Genomic DNA, 16535 nt, shown 5'->3' with positions numbered 1-16535 from the left:
CTATCACTCCTTAGTCGCTGATTTCATTTATAGAAGGGGAATTCAACACAACCGTATTTTTATTCGGGCGGATCATAAATAATGACACAGCACACACAATTGTAAAGCCAATCAGCATTGTGAATGCAGCACTATAAGAACCACCAAAAGCTTCCACTAAAAAACCAATCAGCATTGGTGTAAGTACCCCTGCGAATTGAGCGCCTGTATTAATAAAGCCATTTGCTGTTCCTACTACTGCCTCTGGTAAAATTTTTAGTGGAACAGATGTTATTAAAATAATATTAAAGGACAGCATGACCGTCACGACACTTTGACATACCGTAAATATGAGCATGCTTGGTGCATTCGCCATGAATAATAGCCCTATACCTGCAATAATGGCAAAAATGCCAGCGACCAGCTTATCTCGTCCTTGAGGCATTTTATCTAGCACATAACCGCTACAAAGCATAGCGAAGATCCCAATAAATGGAGGAATAGCTGAATAGATACCAACAGCAGTCAATTCTAACCCTTTTACTTTAGATAAATACGTTGGCATCCAAGATGTTAAGCCCCAGTTCACTGCATAAATACTGAAATAGGCAATAAAAAGCTTCCAAATCATTGGTGTCTTTAAGACGTCTCTTAATGGAGCTTTTGAAGTTTGAGCCTTTACTTGCTCTGTCGCAGGTGTATTTTTTTCCTTCACTAAGAAGAAGAAACTAAGTGCAACAACAATACCTAGTGCGCCTACAATGTAGAAAATATCTCGCCAACCAAGTGCTAGCATTAAGTATGTTCCTACAATCGGTGCCACAACGCCCATAATTGAGCCAGATGTTAACATAATAGACATGGCTTTACTACGTTCATCAACCGGGAACCAATTGGCAATGCCCTTAGAGGCAGCTGGGAAATAGCTTCCTTCACCTACACCGAATAGGAATCTAATTACAATGATTGATAGAAACGACCAGGCAGCACCCGTTAAGACAGTGAAGATGGACCAAACTAAGATCGTTGATATGAGCACCTTTCGATAGCCAAATCGATCAGCTAACCAGCCACCTGGAATTTGCATTAAGGCATAACCAGCAAAAAAGCTACTTAAAACAATGCCCGTTAATGATTCCGTCAATTGTAATTCCTTTGAAATATCGAGAATGGCGAAGTTAATAATGAAACGATCAAAGTTCCCTAATGACCACCCTAGAAACAACATAGCGATTACAAGATATCTAGCATTTTTAGCAGTTGTTGTTGTCATTGTTTTTTCCTCCTAGCTATAGTGGATTTGTTTATATTGCAAAGTATAAAAAATTTAGACTTTTCTAACAATATGTGTTTTCATATAATAAATCTAATAAATGTAGATGTTTATCCATATAAAGTGAGGTATTTCAGCATGACAATAGTAGATAGACTACAACAATTCCTCTTTGATTTTTGCAAGTTAACACAATTTCAAGTATGGAAAAATATTAATGAGGATCGTTTTTCTCTGGTGCTTTCTCAAGGGGTAGAAAATCATCTGCCACCTTCTTATGACAAAAAAGTGGCAGATTTTCATGATTATTTCTTCGAATTCCATGAAAGGGGACGTTTGGTCATTCGGATTAATAGAGTGCTATTAGCAACGGAGCAACAAATTATCGAAACAGTACTTCATGCATATTACTTAGAATTAATGCTGGAGAAAGAACAATTTATTCGGGAGAAAATGATGGAAAGTATACGGGAAATTTCCGTTTTAAACGATATTCATATTCTACTGACCACGATTTTAGAGAATGCGCTATCTGTTATACCGGCTGCAGATTTTGGGGTACTGTGGATGTATGAAGAAAGCGAAGCAGCACTTGTACCAAAAGCATGGGCAGGGGGACCTGGTGAGGACATTAAAAATATGCGCATGAAGGTCGGAGAAGGGATTATTGGAAAGACCTTTAAAGAAAACCAGTCCATGATTTTGACTTCGTATACAGACGTGCTAAAAGCTTCTTCATCTGTAACAGAAGAGAATCTACGTCATTTATTAAATGCCTATACGTTTGAGCATTTACAATCGGTTATTGCTGTTCCGATTGTAATTGAGGAGCAAACACTATGTGTGGTCATTATTTATCAAAATGGGGAACATGCATTGCTAACAACAGAAGATAAACAGCTTTTAGAAAGTTTTTCTGATCAGGTATCTATTGCATTGACGAATTCAAAACTGTTTCAGCATTTGAAGCTTCAAAATGAATTACTACTGCAACGAGATCAAATTCACCATACTTTTATGAAGCTTTCTTTGCAAAATGCTGGTATGCAAGTCATTGTCAATGAAATAAGACATATGCTGAATTTGCGACTCGTCATTAGAGATTTAATGGATGACTCCATTTATGCAAGTCCACGTCATTGGATAGACACTGATGATGTAGACATATTACGATCTTCCATTCATTTAAAAGAATCTCCAGCATTTTATACAATTGAAATCGAGAATGAATGGGTGGATTACTATATTCAACCGATTGTTGGTGTAGGTCAAATCCTTGGCTTTCTACTTATCGAAGTAAGTGAACAGGAGCTAGAATCGATTCATAAATTAATTATCGAGCAAGCTAGCTCCGTTATTGCTCTAGAAATGATACGGAAACAAACAATTGTGGATGCGTTTTATAAAAAAACACATGATCTATTTCATGATTTTTTAATGTGTAAGGATCCTGGACAGCTTATGAAAAAGGGTGAAGAGCTCGGACTTGAGTCAAATACCTATTATGCTGTCGTTTTAATTCAATTATCATCGAATATGGATAGTCAAGTGATGGATAGGCAAGTTCATCTATTAATTGCGGAAATTAAAAAACATTTTCAAGAGCATGCACCAATAGTATTTGGCTTTGGTCATAAAATAACGATTCTTTGTCAATTTAAACGAATGGGTAATGAAGTGCTGCAACTTGTAAAGCAATTGCAAGCGAACTGGGAAAAAGTAAAAAGCAATACGTTGAAAATTGGAATCGGTTCATTGTATCTGGGCATGGACCATATAGCGAAAAGTTATCATGAAGCGGATAAAGCACTGTCGTTTTTGATCACTCGTCAACGCTGGGGCATCATGCATTATCAGGAGATTGGGGTGAATCGACTCTTTATTCATCAAACACAGGAGGAACTATTGAGTTTTGTGAATGAAGTGTTCCAACCATTGCGCAATGAAAAAACAAAACATCAGCTGCTGGAAGAAACTTTGCTGGTATATATTAAGCAAAACGGCTCTGTAGGGGAGACAGCTAAACAACTACACATTCATGTCAATACGTTGTATCAGCGTTTGAGAAAAATCGAAGAAAAGCTAACCATATCTTTTCAAAATGCTGAAGATGTCCTAAAGCTTCAGCTTGCCTGTTATTTAAGGGGGATGGTGCCTTAACAAGAAGAGGATAAAGTAATAGATGAATTTTAGTGTTTTAAGCAAAAGATGATTTTGTAAAGAGAAGTTGTTTTCCGTTCCGACCAAGTGCTTCCCTGTGAAGCTTAATGAGTTTCTCACAAGAAGCTTTACTCTGTACGAAAGCGAGGCGTCAATGGCAAGCATATAGCCTGGAACGGAAATCATTTAGTTATTTTTAAATTCGTTGATAAAAATAGGAAGTACCTTTTCTACTGTTCATCCTGAAAATAGATTTTATAGAATTTGCGATTCGTTGCCTCATCATAGCCTACTTCAATTAATTCATCTATTTGGTCGATATGCTGAATATTTACTTGGATTTCAATATTGGAATCGAGTTTAATTTTACGTTTGTATTTCTGTTCAGCCTTTTCTAAAGCACTATCAGAAATGACCGTCTCATAGGGTTTGACCGAGTTAATGATGACATCTTTTTGGGTAGTGTCCGCTTGCTCAAAAACGGTTTCGATATAATGATTTACCTGAAATTCCTCTTCATTTCTAAAGTAATCCAGTGTTTTATTCAAAAGCCCAAGCTTTTCTGTGCTTGTATAATTTTCTTCCTTTAAAATAATTTTTTTGCATTCTGTTAGTGCTAAATTGGTTTTATAATAATGCGCATCTGCTGCTTGTATTTTTAAAAATCGTTCTTGCCAATAAACGATATCTTCTTTCCGTTTTGTTTTGATATACACAGCAGGAAATTGATCTGGTCCCATATCAACAATAATAGCCATATTATTAATTTTCTTGACGTTAATGCCATCCACGCCATTAACAATCATTTGATTGTGTTCATTTTTTACATCTAAAAACATTTCTTTTTCATCAATTTTGACAATGGCGATAACCTTTTTAGCCTCATTCAATAGTAAACAATTTTCAAATAGGCCAATAAACAGTTCTCCGCTTTTGATGTTTGGGTGCTGTGACACACTATGTAAGTGCTTGGCTATATTTTGTGATTGTTCGAGGAAGTTACTTTCCTGTTCGAAAATGGCTTTGGAATACGTAAAAACTTCATTGAGTGCAATATTGCTTTCATGGAAAAATTCATATTGCTGTTCCATATCGATTTTATTAAAAGCAAGCTGCGTAAAGGCTGCTTCTAACATAACTTCAGGTTGTGTAAAAACTTCTTCTCCTAAAATAAGCGTCTCGCTCAAAAAATGCAGACTATATTGTGCTAATTTACTTTCACTGACTTCTAGCATAAATTTCACCTTCTAATTTTTCATAGTAGCTAGTATACCATAACCTAAAGATTGCTTTTATAAGTACCAGTACTCAATTTGAGGCTGGATTTTTTTATGTCCAGCAAATATTAGTGTCTTGTTATGAAAGAATGTTGAGGATTAGAAGTTTAAAATACGGTTGCTTAGATAATGATAAAAACATGTAGATATACTCTGTACAAGTGTACTAAAGAGGGTGATCAATATGTGGGAAAAGATAATTTCCTACATGCCGCATTGGCAAGTTTTTTTACAAGGCTTTTTAGCATTTTTTATTCCATATTTAATTTATAAATTGTTTCATGTTTTTTTATTTGTTAATAAGAGCAATGGCAAAATTGATATGAAAGAAAATAGTGAACAAAGTGAGACAATACAAATACCTGTTCAAAAAAAGTTAGAGCATTTTACAGGTGATTACAGTGAAGATTTTTTACAAATGAAAAAAGAGCTTGGTCATAATTGGGATATCCATTTTAGAGAATTTCAAATTGGGAATACGGATAATCGTGCAGCCATCGTTTTTCTTAAAGGTTTATGCGATAAAGAGTTGATTGACAAACATATTTTGAAATCATTAATGAATGGACTTTCAGAAAGATCCACTTTGATAAGAGGTTATGAGCTACAGCAATTGATTGTAAATGAAATCCTACCAGTGAGTGATCTGCTAGAGGAAACGAAAGTTATGAAAGCTGTTGGGAAAGTATTAACGGGATCCACTGTATTAATTGTGGATGGGATCCAGAATGTATTTATTATTGGTACTGCACATGGAAAGACTCGAAATCTTGAAGAGCCCGTTTCTGAGGCATTGGTACGTGGACCAAGAGTGGGCTTCACGGAAAAATTAAGTGTGAACACCTCTTTATTAAGACAACATGGTGAAAATCGAAATTTATCCATAATTGAGATGGAAGTGGGCGAGCGTACAAAAAAAGAGTTGGTTATAGCCTATATAGATGAGATTGTGGAGCCTAATCTCGTCAAAGAGGTGAGAAAACGAATTGAAACAATCCATTTGGATGATGTAGCTGAATCAGGATATATTGAGCAATTAATTGAGGATAATTATCTTAGTCCGTTTACGCAAGTACAGAGTACCGAGCGTCCTGATCGTGTTGTTGCCGCTTTACTGGAGGGACGAGTGGCAATTTTATTAGATGGAACGCCGTTTGCGCTAATTGTGCCAGTCACGTTTAATATGTTACTGCAATCACCAGAAGATTATTATGAACGTTGGTTGTCAAGCTCACTTATTCGCTTGCTTCGCTACTTTGCTGCCGGTATCTCCTTATTTGGACCATCTCTGTACATTGCTTTTGTATCATTTCATCAGGGATTAATTCCCACTAAACTAGCCTTGTCTATGATGGCGACAAGGCAGGGGGTACCGTTCCCAGCATTAATTGAAGCCCTCATTATGGAGGTTGCCATTGAAATATTAAGAGAAGCGGGACTTCGCTTGCCGAAGCCGATCGGTCCGACAATGGGGATTGTAGGAGGGCTTGTCATTGGAGAAGCAGCAGTACAGGCAGGAATTGTTAGTCCGATTATGGTCATTGTTGTTGCACTAACAGCGATTTCTTCTTTTGCTATCCCTCAATACAATGCTGGAATCACGCTACGAATGCTGCGTTTTGTCGCCATGTTTTCTGCAGCTTTATTTGGACTATATGGCATCATCCTGTTTTTCTTATTCCTTTGCAGTCATTTAGTGAAGCTAAAGAGCTTCGGTGTATCATATCTAAGTCCTACTGTTCCGTATCGAGCAGGTGATTGGAAAGACTTTATGGTTCGTATGCCGTTCAGGATGATGAAACATCGTCCTAGATTGTTAAAGCCAAAAGATTCTGTCCGCAAAGGGGAATAAGAGGAAAGGAGAAAAACAGTCATGAACAGCAGTTTGAAAGATAAAATAACGACCTCACAAGCAGTTGTTATTATTATTAACTATATTCTTGCCACTGGAATTCTTACCTTACCTCGTGCCTCTGTAGAAAAAGTAAAGACCCCGGATGTTTGGATTAGTGTATTTTTAGGTGGAATCGTTGCGATGATTGCAGGGGTAATCATTGTCAAGCTAAGCCAACAATACCCTGATAAAACATTTTATCAATATAATCAAGACATCCTAGGGAAGTGGTTAGGCTGGTTCTTAAGTACGTGTGTAATAGTCTACTTTTTTACCATTTCTGCATTTGAGGTTCGCATAATGGCTGAAGTAACCTCCCTCTTCTTATTAGAGGGTACCCCTACATGGGCCATTATTCTTCCTTTTTTATGGGTTGGGCTTTACTTAATAAGTGGCGGTATCAATACAATCGCTCGTCTATTTGAAATCATTTTTCCTATTACCTTTGTTATTTTTTTACTTGTGGCCTTTTTAAGCTTAGGGATTTTTGAAATCGATAATCTTAGACCAGTATTAGGCTTGGGTGTTGTACCGATGTTAAAGGGGATCAAAACAGCGACACTAGCCTTTTTAGGACCTGAAATTATGTTGCTCCTCGTGGCATTTATGTACCCATCAGATAGATCAAAAGCTGTAAAGGTTGTGCTGGTGGGCATCACCATTCCTCTGCTTTTTTATGTCATCACGGTTGTGATGGTCATCGGTGCTCTATCCATTGAAGGGGTTATGACAAGGACATGGCCAACGATTGAATTGATGCGAAGTTTTGAAATTCCAGGATTAATTTTTGAACGCTTTGAGTCGTTTCTTCTTGTAATTTGGATTATGCAAATATTTGCTACCTTTACGATTACTTATTATGCCGCTGCTTTAGGATTAGCCCAACTTTTTAAAAAAAGTATGCATCCTTTCTTATACGGATTGTTGCCAATTATTTACATTATTGCGATGACGCCAAAAAATATTAATGATCTTTTTACATTTGGCGATAAGATTGGTCATGCTGCATTGATTTTATTTGGTGCCGTACCTATCATTTTACTCCTTATATCGAAATGGAAAGGAAAGAAAGCATGAAGCGAAAACATCGATATAGCCAATACCTTCTAGTAATGACTGTACCCTTCTTTCTTACTGGATGCTGGAGTAGTAAAGAGATTGAGGATTTAGGTCTCATTGTAGGTACATCATTGGATTTAGAAACGGGTGATGTATCTTCTGAGGAGCAACAAGATGCTAGATATGCAAATAGGGAGCTGTTAACGATTACCAATCAATTTGTTACGTCAGAGACAACGGTTTCTGGAACAAGAGAGGGAGCATTGCCAGAAAAAGCGTATAAAAATGTTTCTGAGACAGGTGATGCGGTTTTACCAACTTTACGAAATATGCTTTTAAAGGTTGATAAACATTCCTTTGCTGAACATTCCAAAGTGATTATCATTGGAGAAGAATTAGCCAGCACCGTCAACCTGCAACAAACACTAGATTTTTTTCTAAGAGAATTAGAAATACGACCTAGTGGCCTTCTCCTTATTGCTCAAAATCAGGCAAGTCAGGCACTTGAAACGAATGAACCAACGAAAATTCCAGCCTTTCAATTAGTAGAAATGATGGAGGGGCATGAAAGGACGACTAAGATTTTACCACCGATGACTGTTGCAAAGCTAGAAGGGAAGCTATATTCAGATTCCAGCTTTTTATTGCAAAATGTGATAGCGGAAAATGGAGAAGTAAAATTTGCAGGCGCTGCTATCATTGAAGGGAAAACCAAAAAATTACGAGGGTTTTTAAATGAGAGTGACATAGAAGGAATTGCTTGGATGTCAGGGGATGCAAAAGGTGGCCTAGTCAAAGGGTTTGATGAGGAGTCAGGTGCACCCATTGTATATGAAATTATTTCAACTAAAAGTAAAATTATTCCACATGTGAAAGGAGATCAAATCTCCTTTACGATAAAAATTCAATCAGAGGGAAGAATTGCTGAACATTGGGTTCTATCAGATAAAGCATTTGACAATCAATTTTTGAAAAAAGCAGAGAAAGTATTTGAAAAAGAGATTGAGCGATTGGTGATGAAAGTTTTAGAAAAAACGCAACATGAATTTCAAACAGATGTTTCAGGGTTTGGCAATAAACTCAGAATCAACTATCCGAGAGTATGGCAAAAAATAAAAAAAGAATGGGATCAAACATTTAGTGAGGTTCCGATTACATGTGAAGTGAATGTATCCATCAAGGATTATGGCACATCAGGTGATTAACATCGTTAATCATCTTTTTTTCTGTCTATTTAGTATATACTGGCATTAAAGACCATATAGTAGACATTCGAAAAGATGGGGGATAAAAGGCATGCAATATACCGTTCAATCAATCGCTACAGTTCGTAACAATCGGCAAATGATAAAAGATGATCATTGGGGAGAGATTATTTCAACCATTGAACTTGCTGCTCATATCCAGGAGGCATCCTTAAAAGGAATAGAAGATTTTTCTCATCTAGAAATTATTTTTTATTTTGATAAAGTTACAGACGATCAAATCCAATATGAGGCTAGACATCCTAGAAATAATCAAGATTATCCCGAAGTGGGCATTTTCGCGCAAAGGGGTAAGAATAGACCCAATAAATTAGGAAGTACAATCGTTGCGTTGTTAGAGGTCAAACCTAGAGCATTAATCGTTCAAGGGCTAGACGCCATAGATGGCACACCTATACTAGATATAAAGCCTGTGATGAAAGAATTTTTACCTAAAAAGGATGTTAAACAGCCAGCGTGGTCAATAGATTTAATGAAGGACTACTGGGGGTAATAAAGTTGTTAAAGCGAAGACAATTGTGGATTTCTAACAAAGGGGAGTAGCATGCTCCCCTAATTTTTTATAGAATAATGCCCTCTTGATAAAGAATGCTAATGGCATGGGAACGATTTTTGGCACGCAATTTTTTGATAGCCGATTTTACATATTGTGTAATGGTTAATTCACTTAAATTCATAACATCTGCTATCTCCTTTGTACTATCTCCCTGCGCTACCTGTCTCATGACCTCTAGCTCACGTTTGCTAAGAAAACCCTCTTTTTTACTATTTCTAGCTTGCATGATAAGCTGCCCAATCATATGTCCAAAGGTCGTCATATCATCTAATAGCTTTTCATTTACATCGATTGCCTCTTCCAATTGAGTACTACAAATATAACCAAAAACATATTGCCCTATAAAAATAGGAACAATTAAAAAAGAATTATTTTGCGAGGGAATAGAATATTTAATACTGATATTTTTTAAATAGTCCATTCCTGTACAAAATTTAGCCTTCTTATCTTCAATAGCAGCATAAATAATAGGGAAGCTGCGAATCTCCTCACGAATTTCACCGATATGACTACCACCCGATTCATTCAAGAAAATGATTCCTTCAGCGACAAAGCCTATTGGAGAATACCTTAATAAATAGGCATCCTTGATAGGAAAAGAATCTAAATATACCTGCAAAATGTGTATCAACAACTCTTCATGGTTGACATAGCTTTGTACCGTGTCGAAACGTTTTTGAATGGTATAAAGATTGGACATGACCTATCCCCTTTTTTAAGTATATACTACGCTTAAAATAAGGAATGTTCAATATTTTCTGTAAGTTGTAGTATTTAAGTTAAGTAAATCCATATTTTCCTATTTTGGTGTGAGGGGGAGCGGCAGATGAGTAGTCAAACAATTAAAGAGGTGGATGCAGTTGTTCTAGGTGCTGGGTTTGCAGGTCTGTATATGCTACATCAGTTGAGGAGTAAAGGCTTTTCGACCATTGTATACGAGGCTGGAGATGGTGTAGGTGGTGTTTGGTATTGGAATCGTTATCCTGGTGCTAGATGTGATATTGAAAGCATCTATTATAACTACACGTTTTCAAAGGAATTATATGAAGAATGGACTTGGACATCTAGATTTCCGGAACAAGCGGAAATATTACGCTATTTAAATTACGTAGCCGATCGCTTTCAATTGCGAGCAGATATTCAATTTAACACAAGAGTCACTGCGGCTCATTTTGATGAAGAACGACATAAATGGATAATTCATTTAAACGATGGACAGTGCATTTTAACAAAATATTTTATTACAGGAATAGGCTGTCTATCTGCTGCAAATGTTCCGAACATCCAAGGATTACAACAGTTTAACGGAAAATGGTATCACACGGGGCATTGGCCACATGAAAAGATTGATTTTACGGGGAAGCGTGTAGGAATTATCGGGACAGGCTCCAGTGGTATTCAAGCAATACCTGTCATTGCAAAAGAAGCAGAGCAGCTCACGGTGTTTCAACGCACACCGCAATATACGATTCCCGCTCGAAACCATGCATATGATGAGGACTTTATCAAAGAAACCAAGCAAAATTTCGAAGCGATAAAGCATTCCATGAGAAATTCTGTTTCAGGTACACCTTTTGCACAAAATCAGCATTCTGCAATGGAAGATCATGATGATAGGAGGCAAGCGGTTTTTGAGAAAGCTTGGGCACAAGGTGGCTTTGCCTTCTCAGCTACTTATCATGACTTGTTAACGAATGAACAATCCAATGAAAAAGCGGCAGAATTTATTCGCTCCAAAATACGACAGATTGTGAAAGACCCTGTGGTAGCAGAGAAATTATGTCCAAAGTATATGTATGGCACGAAAAGACAGGTTTTAGATAGCGATTATTTTGAAACCTATAATAGGGAGAATGTTTTACTGGTTGATGTCAAAGAATCACCCATTCAAAAAATAACAGGAGAAGGTATTCAAACGGCGGATAACCATTTTGATTTAGATATCATCATTTTTGCGACAGGCTATGATGGCATGACAGGACCTTTATTTAAGATTGATATCCAAGGAAGGAATGGCGTGTCATTAAAGGAGAAATGGGAGGATGGGGCAGCGGTTCAAACCTATCTTGGACTCACAACAGCAGGTTTTCCTAATTTATTTATGATTACGGGACCAGAAAGCCCTTCTGTCCTCGTGAATATGCCAATTGCTATTGAGCAGCATGTCGAATGGATTGCCGAGTGCATACAATACTTGCGTGAGCATGACATTGACCTTGTGGAACCAACTATAGAAGCAGAGGAAGCTTGGAGCAAACATTGCCGAGAGGTTGCTAATGCAACACTCTACGTCAAAGGTGATTCTTGGTATACGGGAGCCAATATTGAGGGCAAACCACGAAGTTTTTTAATTTATCTAGGAGGATTTGATTATTACACAAAACATTGTAATGAGGTGGCTCAGAACAATTATGAAGGCTTTAAGTTAATGAAATTAAAATCAATATCATAGTTTGTGAGAGAGGAGCATATATCAATATGGAGCAACAAGTAGTCATTATTACAGGTGCAGGAAGTGGTATAGGAAGAGAGACTGCAAAATTGCTTGCAATTAAGGGCAAAGCATTAGTTTTAGTGGATTTTGACGAAAAAAGTGGACAAGACACACTACATGCTGTGAAGGAACATCAACAACAAGCAATTTTTGTCCAAGCTGATGTTTCACAAAGCCAAGATGTCAAAAAATATGTGGACGCTGCAAAAGAAACATTTGGCAGGATTGATGCTTTTATTAATAATGCAGGCGTTTTAAGCCCACCAGCACTACTGGGAGATTTAGAAGAGGAGACGTTTGATAGAGTGATCTCGGTCAATCTTAAAGGGGCATTTTTAAGTTTAAAATATGTGTTAAAAGAAATGGAGCAACAGCAATCAGGTGTCATTGTGAATACATCCTCAGCAGCTGGTATACAGGGACAACCTTATCTAGGTGGCTATGCGGCAAGTAAGCATGGTGTAATTGGGTTAACTAAAACGGCAGCCATTGAATATGGACCTAAAGGTATTCGAGTGAATGCAATTTGTCCTGGTGGCGTGATGACAAACATGACGAAGGGATTGGCATCGAGTCCAGAAGAAAATGGACCATTACGAAGATTAGCAGACCCTACTGAAATCGCAAATGTAATCGCTTTCTTAATTTCGCAAGAAGCTTCTTATGTGAATGGCGCTGCCGTTCCAATTGATGGCGGTTTAACATCGTAAAAAACATTTTAAATAAGAGAGGAAGAATTTTAATGGAACATCGTATTAATTCAGAACTAAAAGAAACGTTAGCAATTTTTCCCCCATTAGATTTGGATAATGTACAAGCTACAAGAGAAGGAATGGCAGCCGTTGCTGTACCAACTCCAATAGAAGAGCATATCACAGTAGAAAATAAAGTGATTCAAGGGCCTGATGACAACGATTCTCTTCGTATTCGTATCTATAAGTCAAAAGAGCAAAATGAAATTTACCCAGGCCTGCTATGGATTCATGGTGGTGGCTATGTCTTAGGAGCTCCCGAGGGAGATGATGTGCTTTGTCAGCGTTTTGTCAATGAAGCGAAATGTGTTGTTGTATCTGTAGACTATCGACTTGCACCTGAGCATCCTTATCCAGCCCCACTTGAAGATTGTTATGTAGCGTTAAAATGGGTAGCGGATCATGCAGACGAATTAGGGATTGATCCTTCCCGTATAGGAATTGCTGGAGCTAGTGCTGGTGGGGGGCTCACAGCTGCACTTGCATTACTTGCTCGTGATCGAAATTATCCGAAGCTTAGTTTCCAAATGCCGCTCTATCCAATGATTGATGATCGTAATAATACACCATCATCATTAGAAATCACAGGCCACATGATCTGGAACCACTCACTTAATCAAAAGGGGTGGGAAATGTATTTGAATGGAGAAAACGGTAGCGACAATGTGCCACCATATGCCGCAGCAGCTAGAGCGGATGATTTATCAGGTTTACCATTTACGTATACATGTGTTGGTCAACTTGATCCGTTTCGTGATGAAACTTTACAATATGTAACCAAGCTATGCCAGGCTGGAGTAGATGTTGAATTCCATTTATACCCGGGCTGCTATCATGGCTTTGAGAGTATTGTGCCCACAGCCACAGTCAGTCAAAGAGCTGTCACTGAGTATGTAGAAGCCGCTAAATATGTGTTGCATCGAAATATTTCAGTGCCTTTATAAAAAACTTACGAAAATCCCGAAACCATAAATTCCTCAGGTTTCGGGATTTTTTTTGTTAAGCAAAATGATCTTATAGCTAGTTTGTAATATCCTCTTTTAGGTTAAACTTTTATCGAGTGAAAGGAGGAGAATATAAATTGTTACAATTTGATTCAAAAATTGTTGGAAAAGAGATAGGTTTTGGCTATTTACGAGATAAAATTGCCAATCGAGGTTTCACGATCGGCGGGAATTGGGAGTATTATAAAGGTAGCTTCGACTCGGTATTATGGAAAGAGGCAGGAGAAACGATTTATTTACGCGTCCCTTTTATCGTCACATCAGGGGAGCTTGATAATGAAGATGCTCAAATTCGTTTTCAAAAGCCATTTGTCATTAAGCATGTTGAAAATATTGGTCTAGATTATGATGAGGGCTCCTTACTAGATGCAACTGGTGCTAGCCAATTTCAAACCCCGCTTGATAAAGATGGATACATTCATGATAAAAGTAGATGGATTCAAGCAGGTGAACAAGCTGTGGAAGAAAAAGTACTACCATTTTTCATTCACTAGTTAGATAAATTTAAATAGCTGCTGGAAGAAATCATAAGTCTTTTATCCTTGTTATTTTGGGAACTTGTAATCAAAAATACAAATAGAATTGTCGTAAGAATTTTCCAACATTATAATGGTGTTAGCATGTACTACTATATGAGGTGAGTTTATGAACAAAATAGCTATAGATGATTTTCAGCATTCCTATCAGAAATTGCACCAAGAACGACTCATCCATCGTAAAGAAGCCTATCTAGAGATGCTAGAGAAAACAAGAACATTTGGTGAAATAATCCTGTTTGAAAGTATAAAAAGTAAGAGAGGCGTCTAGGTGGCGTCTCTTTCTATTTTTCATAAATGAGAGGATGATTAATCATGAGACGTTACATGCCTTTATTACTGCTAACGATGATTTTTTGTGTTGCTTGCACATCAACGAAGGATAAGAACAATAAAAGGTTAGAAAGTGAGGAAAATCACTCTAGAGATTCAATGAATTCCTCTGTTGAAATAATAGCAGATCAATTGCAGACACCTTGGTCGATTCAAAAAAGTGGTGATGTCTTTTATCTAACAGAAAGGCCAGGAAGTATTGTAAAGATTGCAGAAGAAACCGTTGATAGGCAACAGATTATCCTGAAAAAGGAGCTTTCATCCGCGCCAGAAGCTGGTTTATTAGGGTTTGTACTAGCCCCTAATTTTCCTACCAGTCAGATTGCCTATGCGTATTATACGTATGTTGAGGAAGGGGAACAATTTAATCGAATTGTTACGTTAACGTTAAGCGATAATAAATGGCTAGAACAGGATCTTATTATTGATCGAATAAAGAGTGGTACATATCATCATGGTGGACGTTTGAAAATAGGTCCTGATGAGAAGCTGTATGCAACGGTAGGAGATGCGACACAACCTTCTTTAGCACAGGATGTGGATGCTTTAGAAGGGAAAATTTTGCGCATCAATTTGGATGGCTCCGTACCGAATGATAATCCTTTTCCGCAATCCTATGTATACAGCTATGGGCATCGAAATCCACAAGGTTTAACATGGTCTACTGATGGTACGATGTATGCCAGTGAGCATGGCAATGCAGCAAATGATGAAATTAATATCATTGAGAAGGGGAAGAATTATGGTTGGCCTCTTATTGAAGGAACGGAGAAAGAGCAAGGTATGATAGCACCTCTCTTTACATCCGGTGCTTCTACCACATGGGCACCATCAGGCATTGCCATTGTAAATGATCAATTATATGTCGCCGCACTAAGAGGTACGGCAGTCCTAGCATTTGATATAAATAAGAGCAAACATAATAAATTACTATCGGAATTTGGTAGAATTCGTGATGTCTTTGTGGATGAAAAATTTCTTTATTTTATTAGCAATAATACTGATGGCCGTGGAAACCCGCAACCGCAGGACGATAAACTATATCGAACGCCATTGTGATATAATATTTGAGAAAACATGGAATGGTATGATGAATGGGGAGGACGAACATGGCTAATTATCTTAAAATCGCAGTAGCAATTGATTTCTCAGAACAATCATTAAAAGCATTGGACAGAGCGAGTCAATTAGCAAGAGAATACAATGCTATTTTGCAATTAGTGAATGTAATTGATACGAAATCGTTTGGAGCAGTTTCAGCATATGACTTAAAATATGCGGAGGAATTGAAGAAGGAAAACATTCTTAAAATGGAAAAGCTAGAAAAAGAGGCATTACAGACAGGGGTCAAAGCGGTAGAATCAACGGTAGAAACAGGTTCACCAAAAGGTATTTTAACACAATTACCTCAGGTTGATTTAATTGTTTGTGGTGCAACAGGATTAAATCGTATGGAGAAAATGATGTTAGGCTCTGTTGCAGAGAAAGTCGTACGACATGCGCTATGTGATGTGTTAATTGTTCGTTAGTTTTTTTAATAGTTTAGAATAAAAGAACCTGCTTGCGCTAACTAGCACAAGCAGGTTTTTAGTGTTGAAATACAAAACAGTCAATTGAAAGGTAGAAATGGATTTCCGTTGCAGGCTACTTGCTTTCCTGTGGGCGAGCGCCGAGCCGCTTCCTCTGCTACCGCTCCGTGCAGGGGCTCGCCTGTCTCGCTATCCCACGGGAGTCAAGTAGCCTTCCACTCCAACCCACAAAAGTGTTACCTTTTTAGCAAATGTTTTCAAATAAAGTGAAGGTGTTTACTACTCTTTATGGAGAGGTGTTGTCACGCATCACTTCTCCACATTGAAAATAAGAGCTTATCCCCTCTAAACACTTTGCAGAATGGTTGATTGGAGTGGAGCCAGCGTCACTCCTAGGGGATTTAGCGTCACAGAGGAGACCCTG

Annotated in this window: 15 protein-coding genes; 12 read left to right on the top strand and 3 right to left on the bottom strand. The window is 37.7% G+C overall.

The genetic code is table 11. The features are described 5' to 3' along the window. Positions 1 to 10: 10 nt before the first annotated feature. Positions 11 to 1252: an MFS transporter gene (locus MHB65_RS17015; protein WP_342441117.1), complete on the bottom strand. Its 1242-nt coding sequence runs from the start codon at positions 1250 to 1252 to the stop codon at positions 11 to 13. Positions 1253 to 1390: 138 nt separating this feature from the next. Between MHB65_RS17015 and MHB65_RS17010 the strand changes: the two genes are divergently transcribed. Then, complete coding sequence (locus MHB65_RS17010) at positions 1391 to 3412, top strand: helix-turn-helix domain-containing protein (RefSeq protein WP_342441116.1); 2022 nt, start codon at positions 1391 to 1393, stop codon at positions 3410 to 3412. Between the two features lie 230 nt (positions 3413 to 3642). Here MHB65_RS17010 and MHB65_RS17005 read toward each other — a convergent pair whose 3' ends face one another. Next, positions 3643 to 4647: a hypothetical protein gene (locus tag MHB65_RS17005; protein WP_342441115.1), complete on the bottom strand. Its 1005-nt coding sequence runs from the start codon at positions 4645 to 4647 to the stop codon at positions 3643 to 3645. 226 nt (positions 4648 to 4873) lie between these two features. On the opposite strand from MHB65_RS17005, the gene MHB65_RS17000 reads away from it, so the two are divergent. The 4 genes from MHB65_RS17000 (at position 4874) to MHB65_RS16985 (ending at position 9400) form a co-directional block, all read left to right on the top strand. Continuing rightward, positions 4874 to 6541, top strand: a complete 1668-nt coding sequence (locus MHB65_RS17000; protein WP_342441114.1) for a spore germination protein — start codon at positions 4874 to 4876, stop codon at positions 6539 to 6541. A 21-nt stretch (positions 6542 to 6562) separates the two neighbouring features. After that, the gene (locus tag MHB65_RS16995; RefSeq protein ID WP_205444727.1) at positions 6563 to 7660 is read left to right on the top strand and encodes a spore germination protein; all 1098 of its coding nucleotides are present in this window, start codon (positions 6563 to 6565) and stop codon (positions 7658 to 7660) included. After that, complete coding sequence (locus MHB65_RS16990; protein ID WP_342441113.1) at positions 7657 to 8847, top strand: Ger(x)C family spore germination protein; 1191 nt, start codon at positions 7657 to 7659, stop codon at positions 8845 to 8847. Before MHB65_RS16995 ends, MHB65_RS16990 begins: the two co-directional genes overlap by 4 nt. 91 nt (positions 8848 to 8938) lie before the next feature. Then, positions 8939 to 9400, top strand: a complete 462-nt coding sequence (locus MHB65_RS16985; RefSeq protein WP_342441112.1) for an SAM-dependent methyltransferase — start codon at positions 8939 to 8941, stop codon at positions 9398 to 9400. A gap of 67 nt (positions 9401 to 9467) precedes the next feature. Here the strand turns inward: MHB65_RS16985 and MHB65_RS16980 are convergent, their stop codons facing one another. Beyond that, entirely contained in the window at positions 9468 to 10163 is a 696-nt protein-coding gene (locus tag MHB65_RS16980) for a LuxR C-terminal-related transcriptional regulator (protein ID WP_342441111.1), read from the bottom strand. 126 nt (positions 10164 to 10289) lie between these two features. On the opposite strand from MHB65_RS16980, the gene MHB65_RS16975 reads away from it, so the two are divergent. The 7 genes from MHB65_RS16975 to MHB65_RS16945 all read left to right on the top strand — a co-directional run bounded on the left by MHB65_RS16975 (position 10290) and on the right by MHB65_RS16945 (position 16111). Then, complete coding sequence (locus MHB65_RS16975) at positions 10290 to 11915, top strand: NAD(P)/FAD-dependent oxidoreductase (protein WP_342441110.1); 1626 nt, start codon at positions 10290 to 10292, stop codon at positions 11913 to 11915. Positions 11916 to 11935: 20 nt separating this feature from the next. Beyond that, on the top strand, positions 11936 to 12667 hold the full coding sequence (locus MHB65_RS16970) for an SDR family NAD(P)-dependent oxidoreductase (protein ID WP_342443762.1): 732 nt from the start codon (positions 11936 to 11938) through the stop codon (positions 12665 to 12667). Between the two features lie 32 nt (positions 12668 to 12699). Then, a complete protein-coding gene (locus tag MHB65_RS16965; protein ID WP_342441109.1) occupies positions 12700 to 13653 on the top strand; it encodes an alpha/beta hydrolase in 954 nt (317 codons plus the stop codon). A 137-nt stretch (positions 13654 to 13790) separates the two neighbouring features. Beyond that, positions 13791 to 14207 carry a YugN family protein gene (locus MHB65_RS16960; RefSeq protein ID WP_016991855.1) on the top strand — a complete coding sequence of 139 codons (417 nt, stop codon included), beginning with the start codon at positions 13791 to 13793 and terminating at the stop codon, positions 14205 to 14207. Positions 14208 to 14358: 151 nt separating this feature from the next. Then, a complete protein-coding gene (locus tag MHB65_RS16955; protein WP_342441108.1) occupies positions 14359 to 14520 on the top strand; it encodes a hypothetical protein in 162 nt (53 codons plus the stop codon). Between the two features lie 44 nt (positions 14521 to 14564). Further along, positions 14565 to 15641 (top strand): PQQ-dependent sugar dehydrogenase, encoded by a 1077-nt coding sequence (locus tag MHB65_RS16950; RefSeq protein WP_342441107.1) that lies wholly within the window; start codon positions 14565 to 14567, stop codon positions 15639 to 15641. Between the two features lie 50 nt (positions 15642 to 15691). After that, on the top strand, positions 15692 to 16111 hold the full coding sequence (locus MHB65_RS16945) for a universal stress protein (RefSeq protein ID WP_205444713.1): 420 nt from the start codon (positions 15692 to 15694) through the stop codon (positions 16109 to 16111). Positions 16112 to 16535: the final 424 nt, after the last annotated feature.

Source organism: Lysinibacillus sp. FSL K6-0075, from assembly GCF_038592945.1.
Classification (GTDB): Bacteria; Bacillota; Bacilli; order Bacillales_A; family Planococcaceae; genus Lysinibacillus; species Lysinibacillus fusiformis_F.
This window is presented reverse-complemented; position numbering and strand designations above follow the sequence as displayed.

Coding starts and splice junctions, on each gene's coding strand:
- MHB65_RS16995 (WP_205444727.1), top strand. CDS start 6,563: ATGAACAGCAGTTTGAAAGATAAAATAACGACCTCACAAGCAGTTGTT.
- MHB65_RS16945 (WP_205444713.1), top strand. CDS start 15,692: ATGGCTAATTATCTTAAAATCGCAGTAGCAATTGATTTCTCAGAACAA.
- MHB65_RS16950 (WP_342441107.1), top strand. CDS start 14,565: ATGAGACGTTACATGCCTTTATTACTGCTAACGATGATTTTTTGTGTT.
- MHB65_RS16975 (WP_342441110.1), top strand. CDS start 10,290: ATGAGTAGTCAAACAATTAAAGAGGTGGATGCAGTTGTTCTAGGTGCT.
- MHB65_RS16985 (WP_342441112.1), top strand. CDS start 8,939: ATGCAATATACCGTTCAATCAATCGCTACAGTTCGTAACAATCGGCAA.
- MHB65_RS16990 (WP_342441113.1), top strand. CDS start 7,657: ATGAAGCGAAAACATCGATATAGCCAATACCTTCTAGTAATGACTGTA.
- MHB65_RS16965 (WP_342441109.1), top strand. CDS start 12,700: ATGGAACATCGTATTAATTCAGAACTAAAAGAAACGTTAGCAATTTTT.
- MHB65_RS16955 (WP_342441108.1), top strand. CDS start 14,359: ATGAACAAAATAGCTATAGATGATTTTCAGCATTCCTATCAGAAATTG.
- MHB65_RS17000 (WP_342441114.1), top strand. CDS start 4,874: ATGTGGGAAAAGATAATTTCCTACATGCCGCATTGGCAAGTTTTTTTA.
- MHB65_RS17005 (WP_342441115.1), bottom strand. CDS start 4,647: ATGCTAGAAGTCAGTGAAAGTAAATTAGCACAATATAGTCTGCATTTT.
- MHB65_RS17015 (WP_342441117.1), bottom strand. CDS start 1,252: ATGACAACAACAACTGCTAAAAATGCTAGATATCTTGTAATCGCTATG.
- MHB65_RS16980 (WP_342441111.1), bottom strand. CDS start 10,163: ATGTCCAATCTTTATACCATTCAAAAACGTTTCGACACGGTACAAAGC.
- MHB65_RS17010 (WP_342441116.1), top strand. CDS start 1,391: ATGACAATAGTAGATAGACTACAACAATTCCTCTTTGATTTTTGCAAG.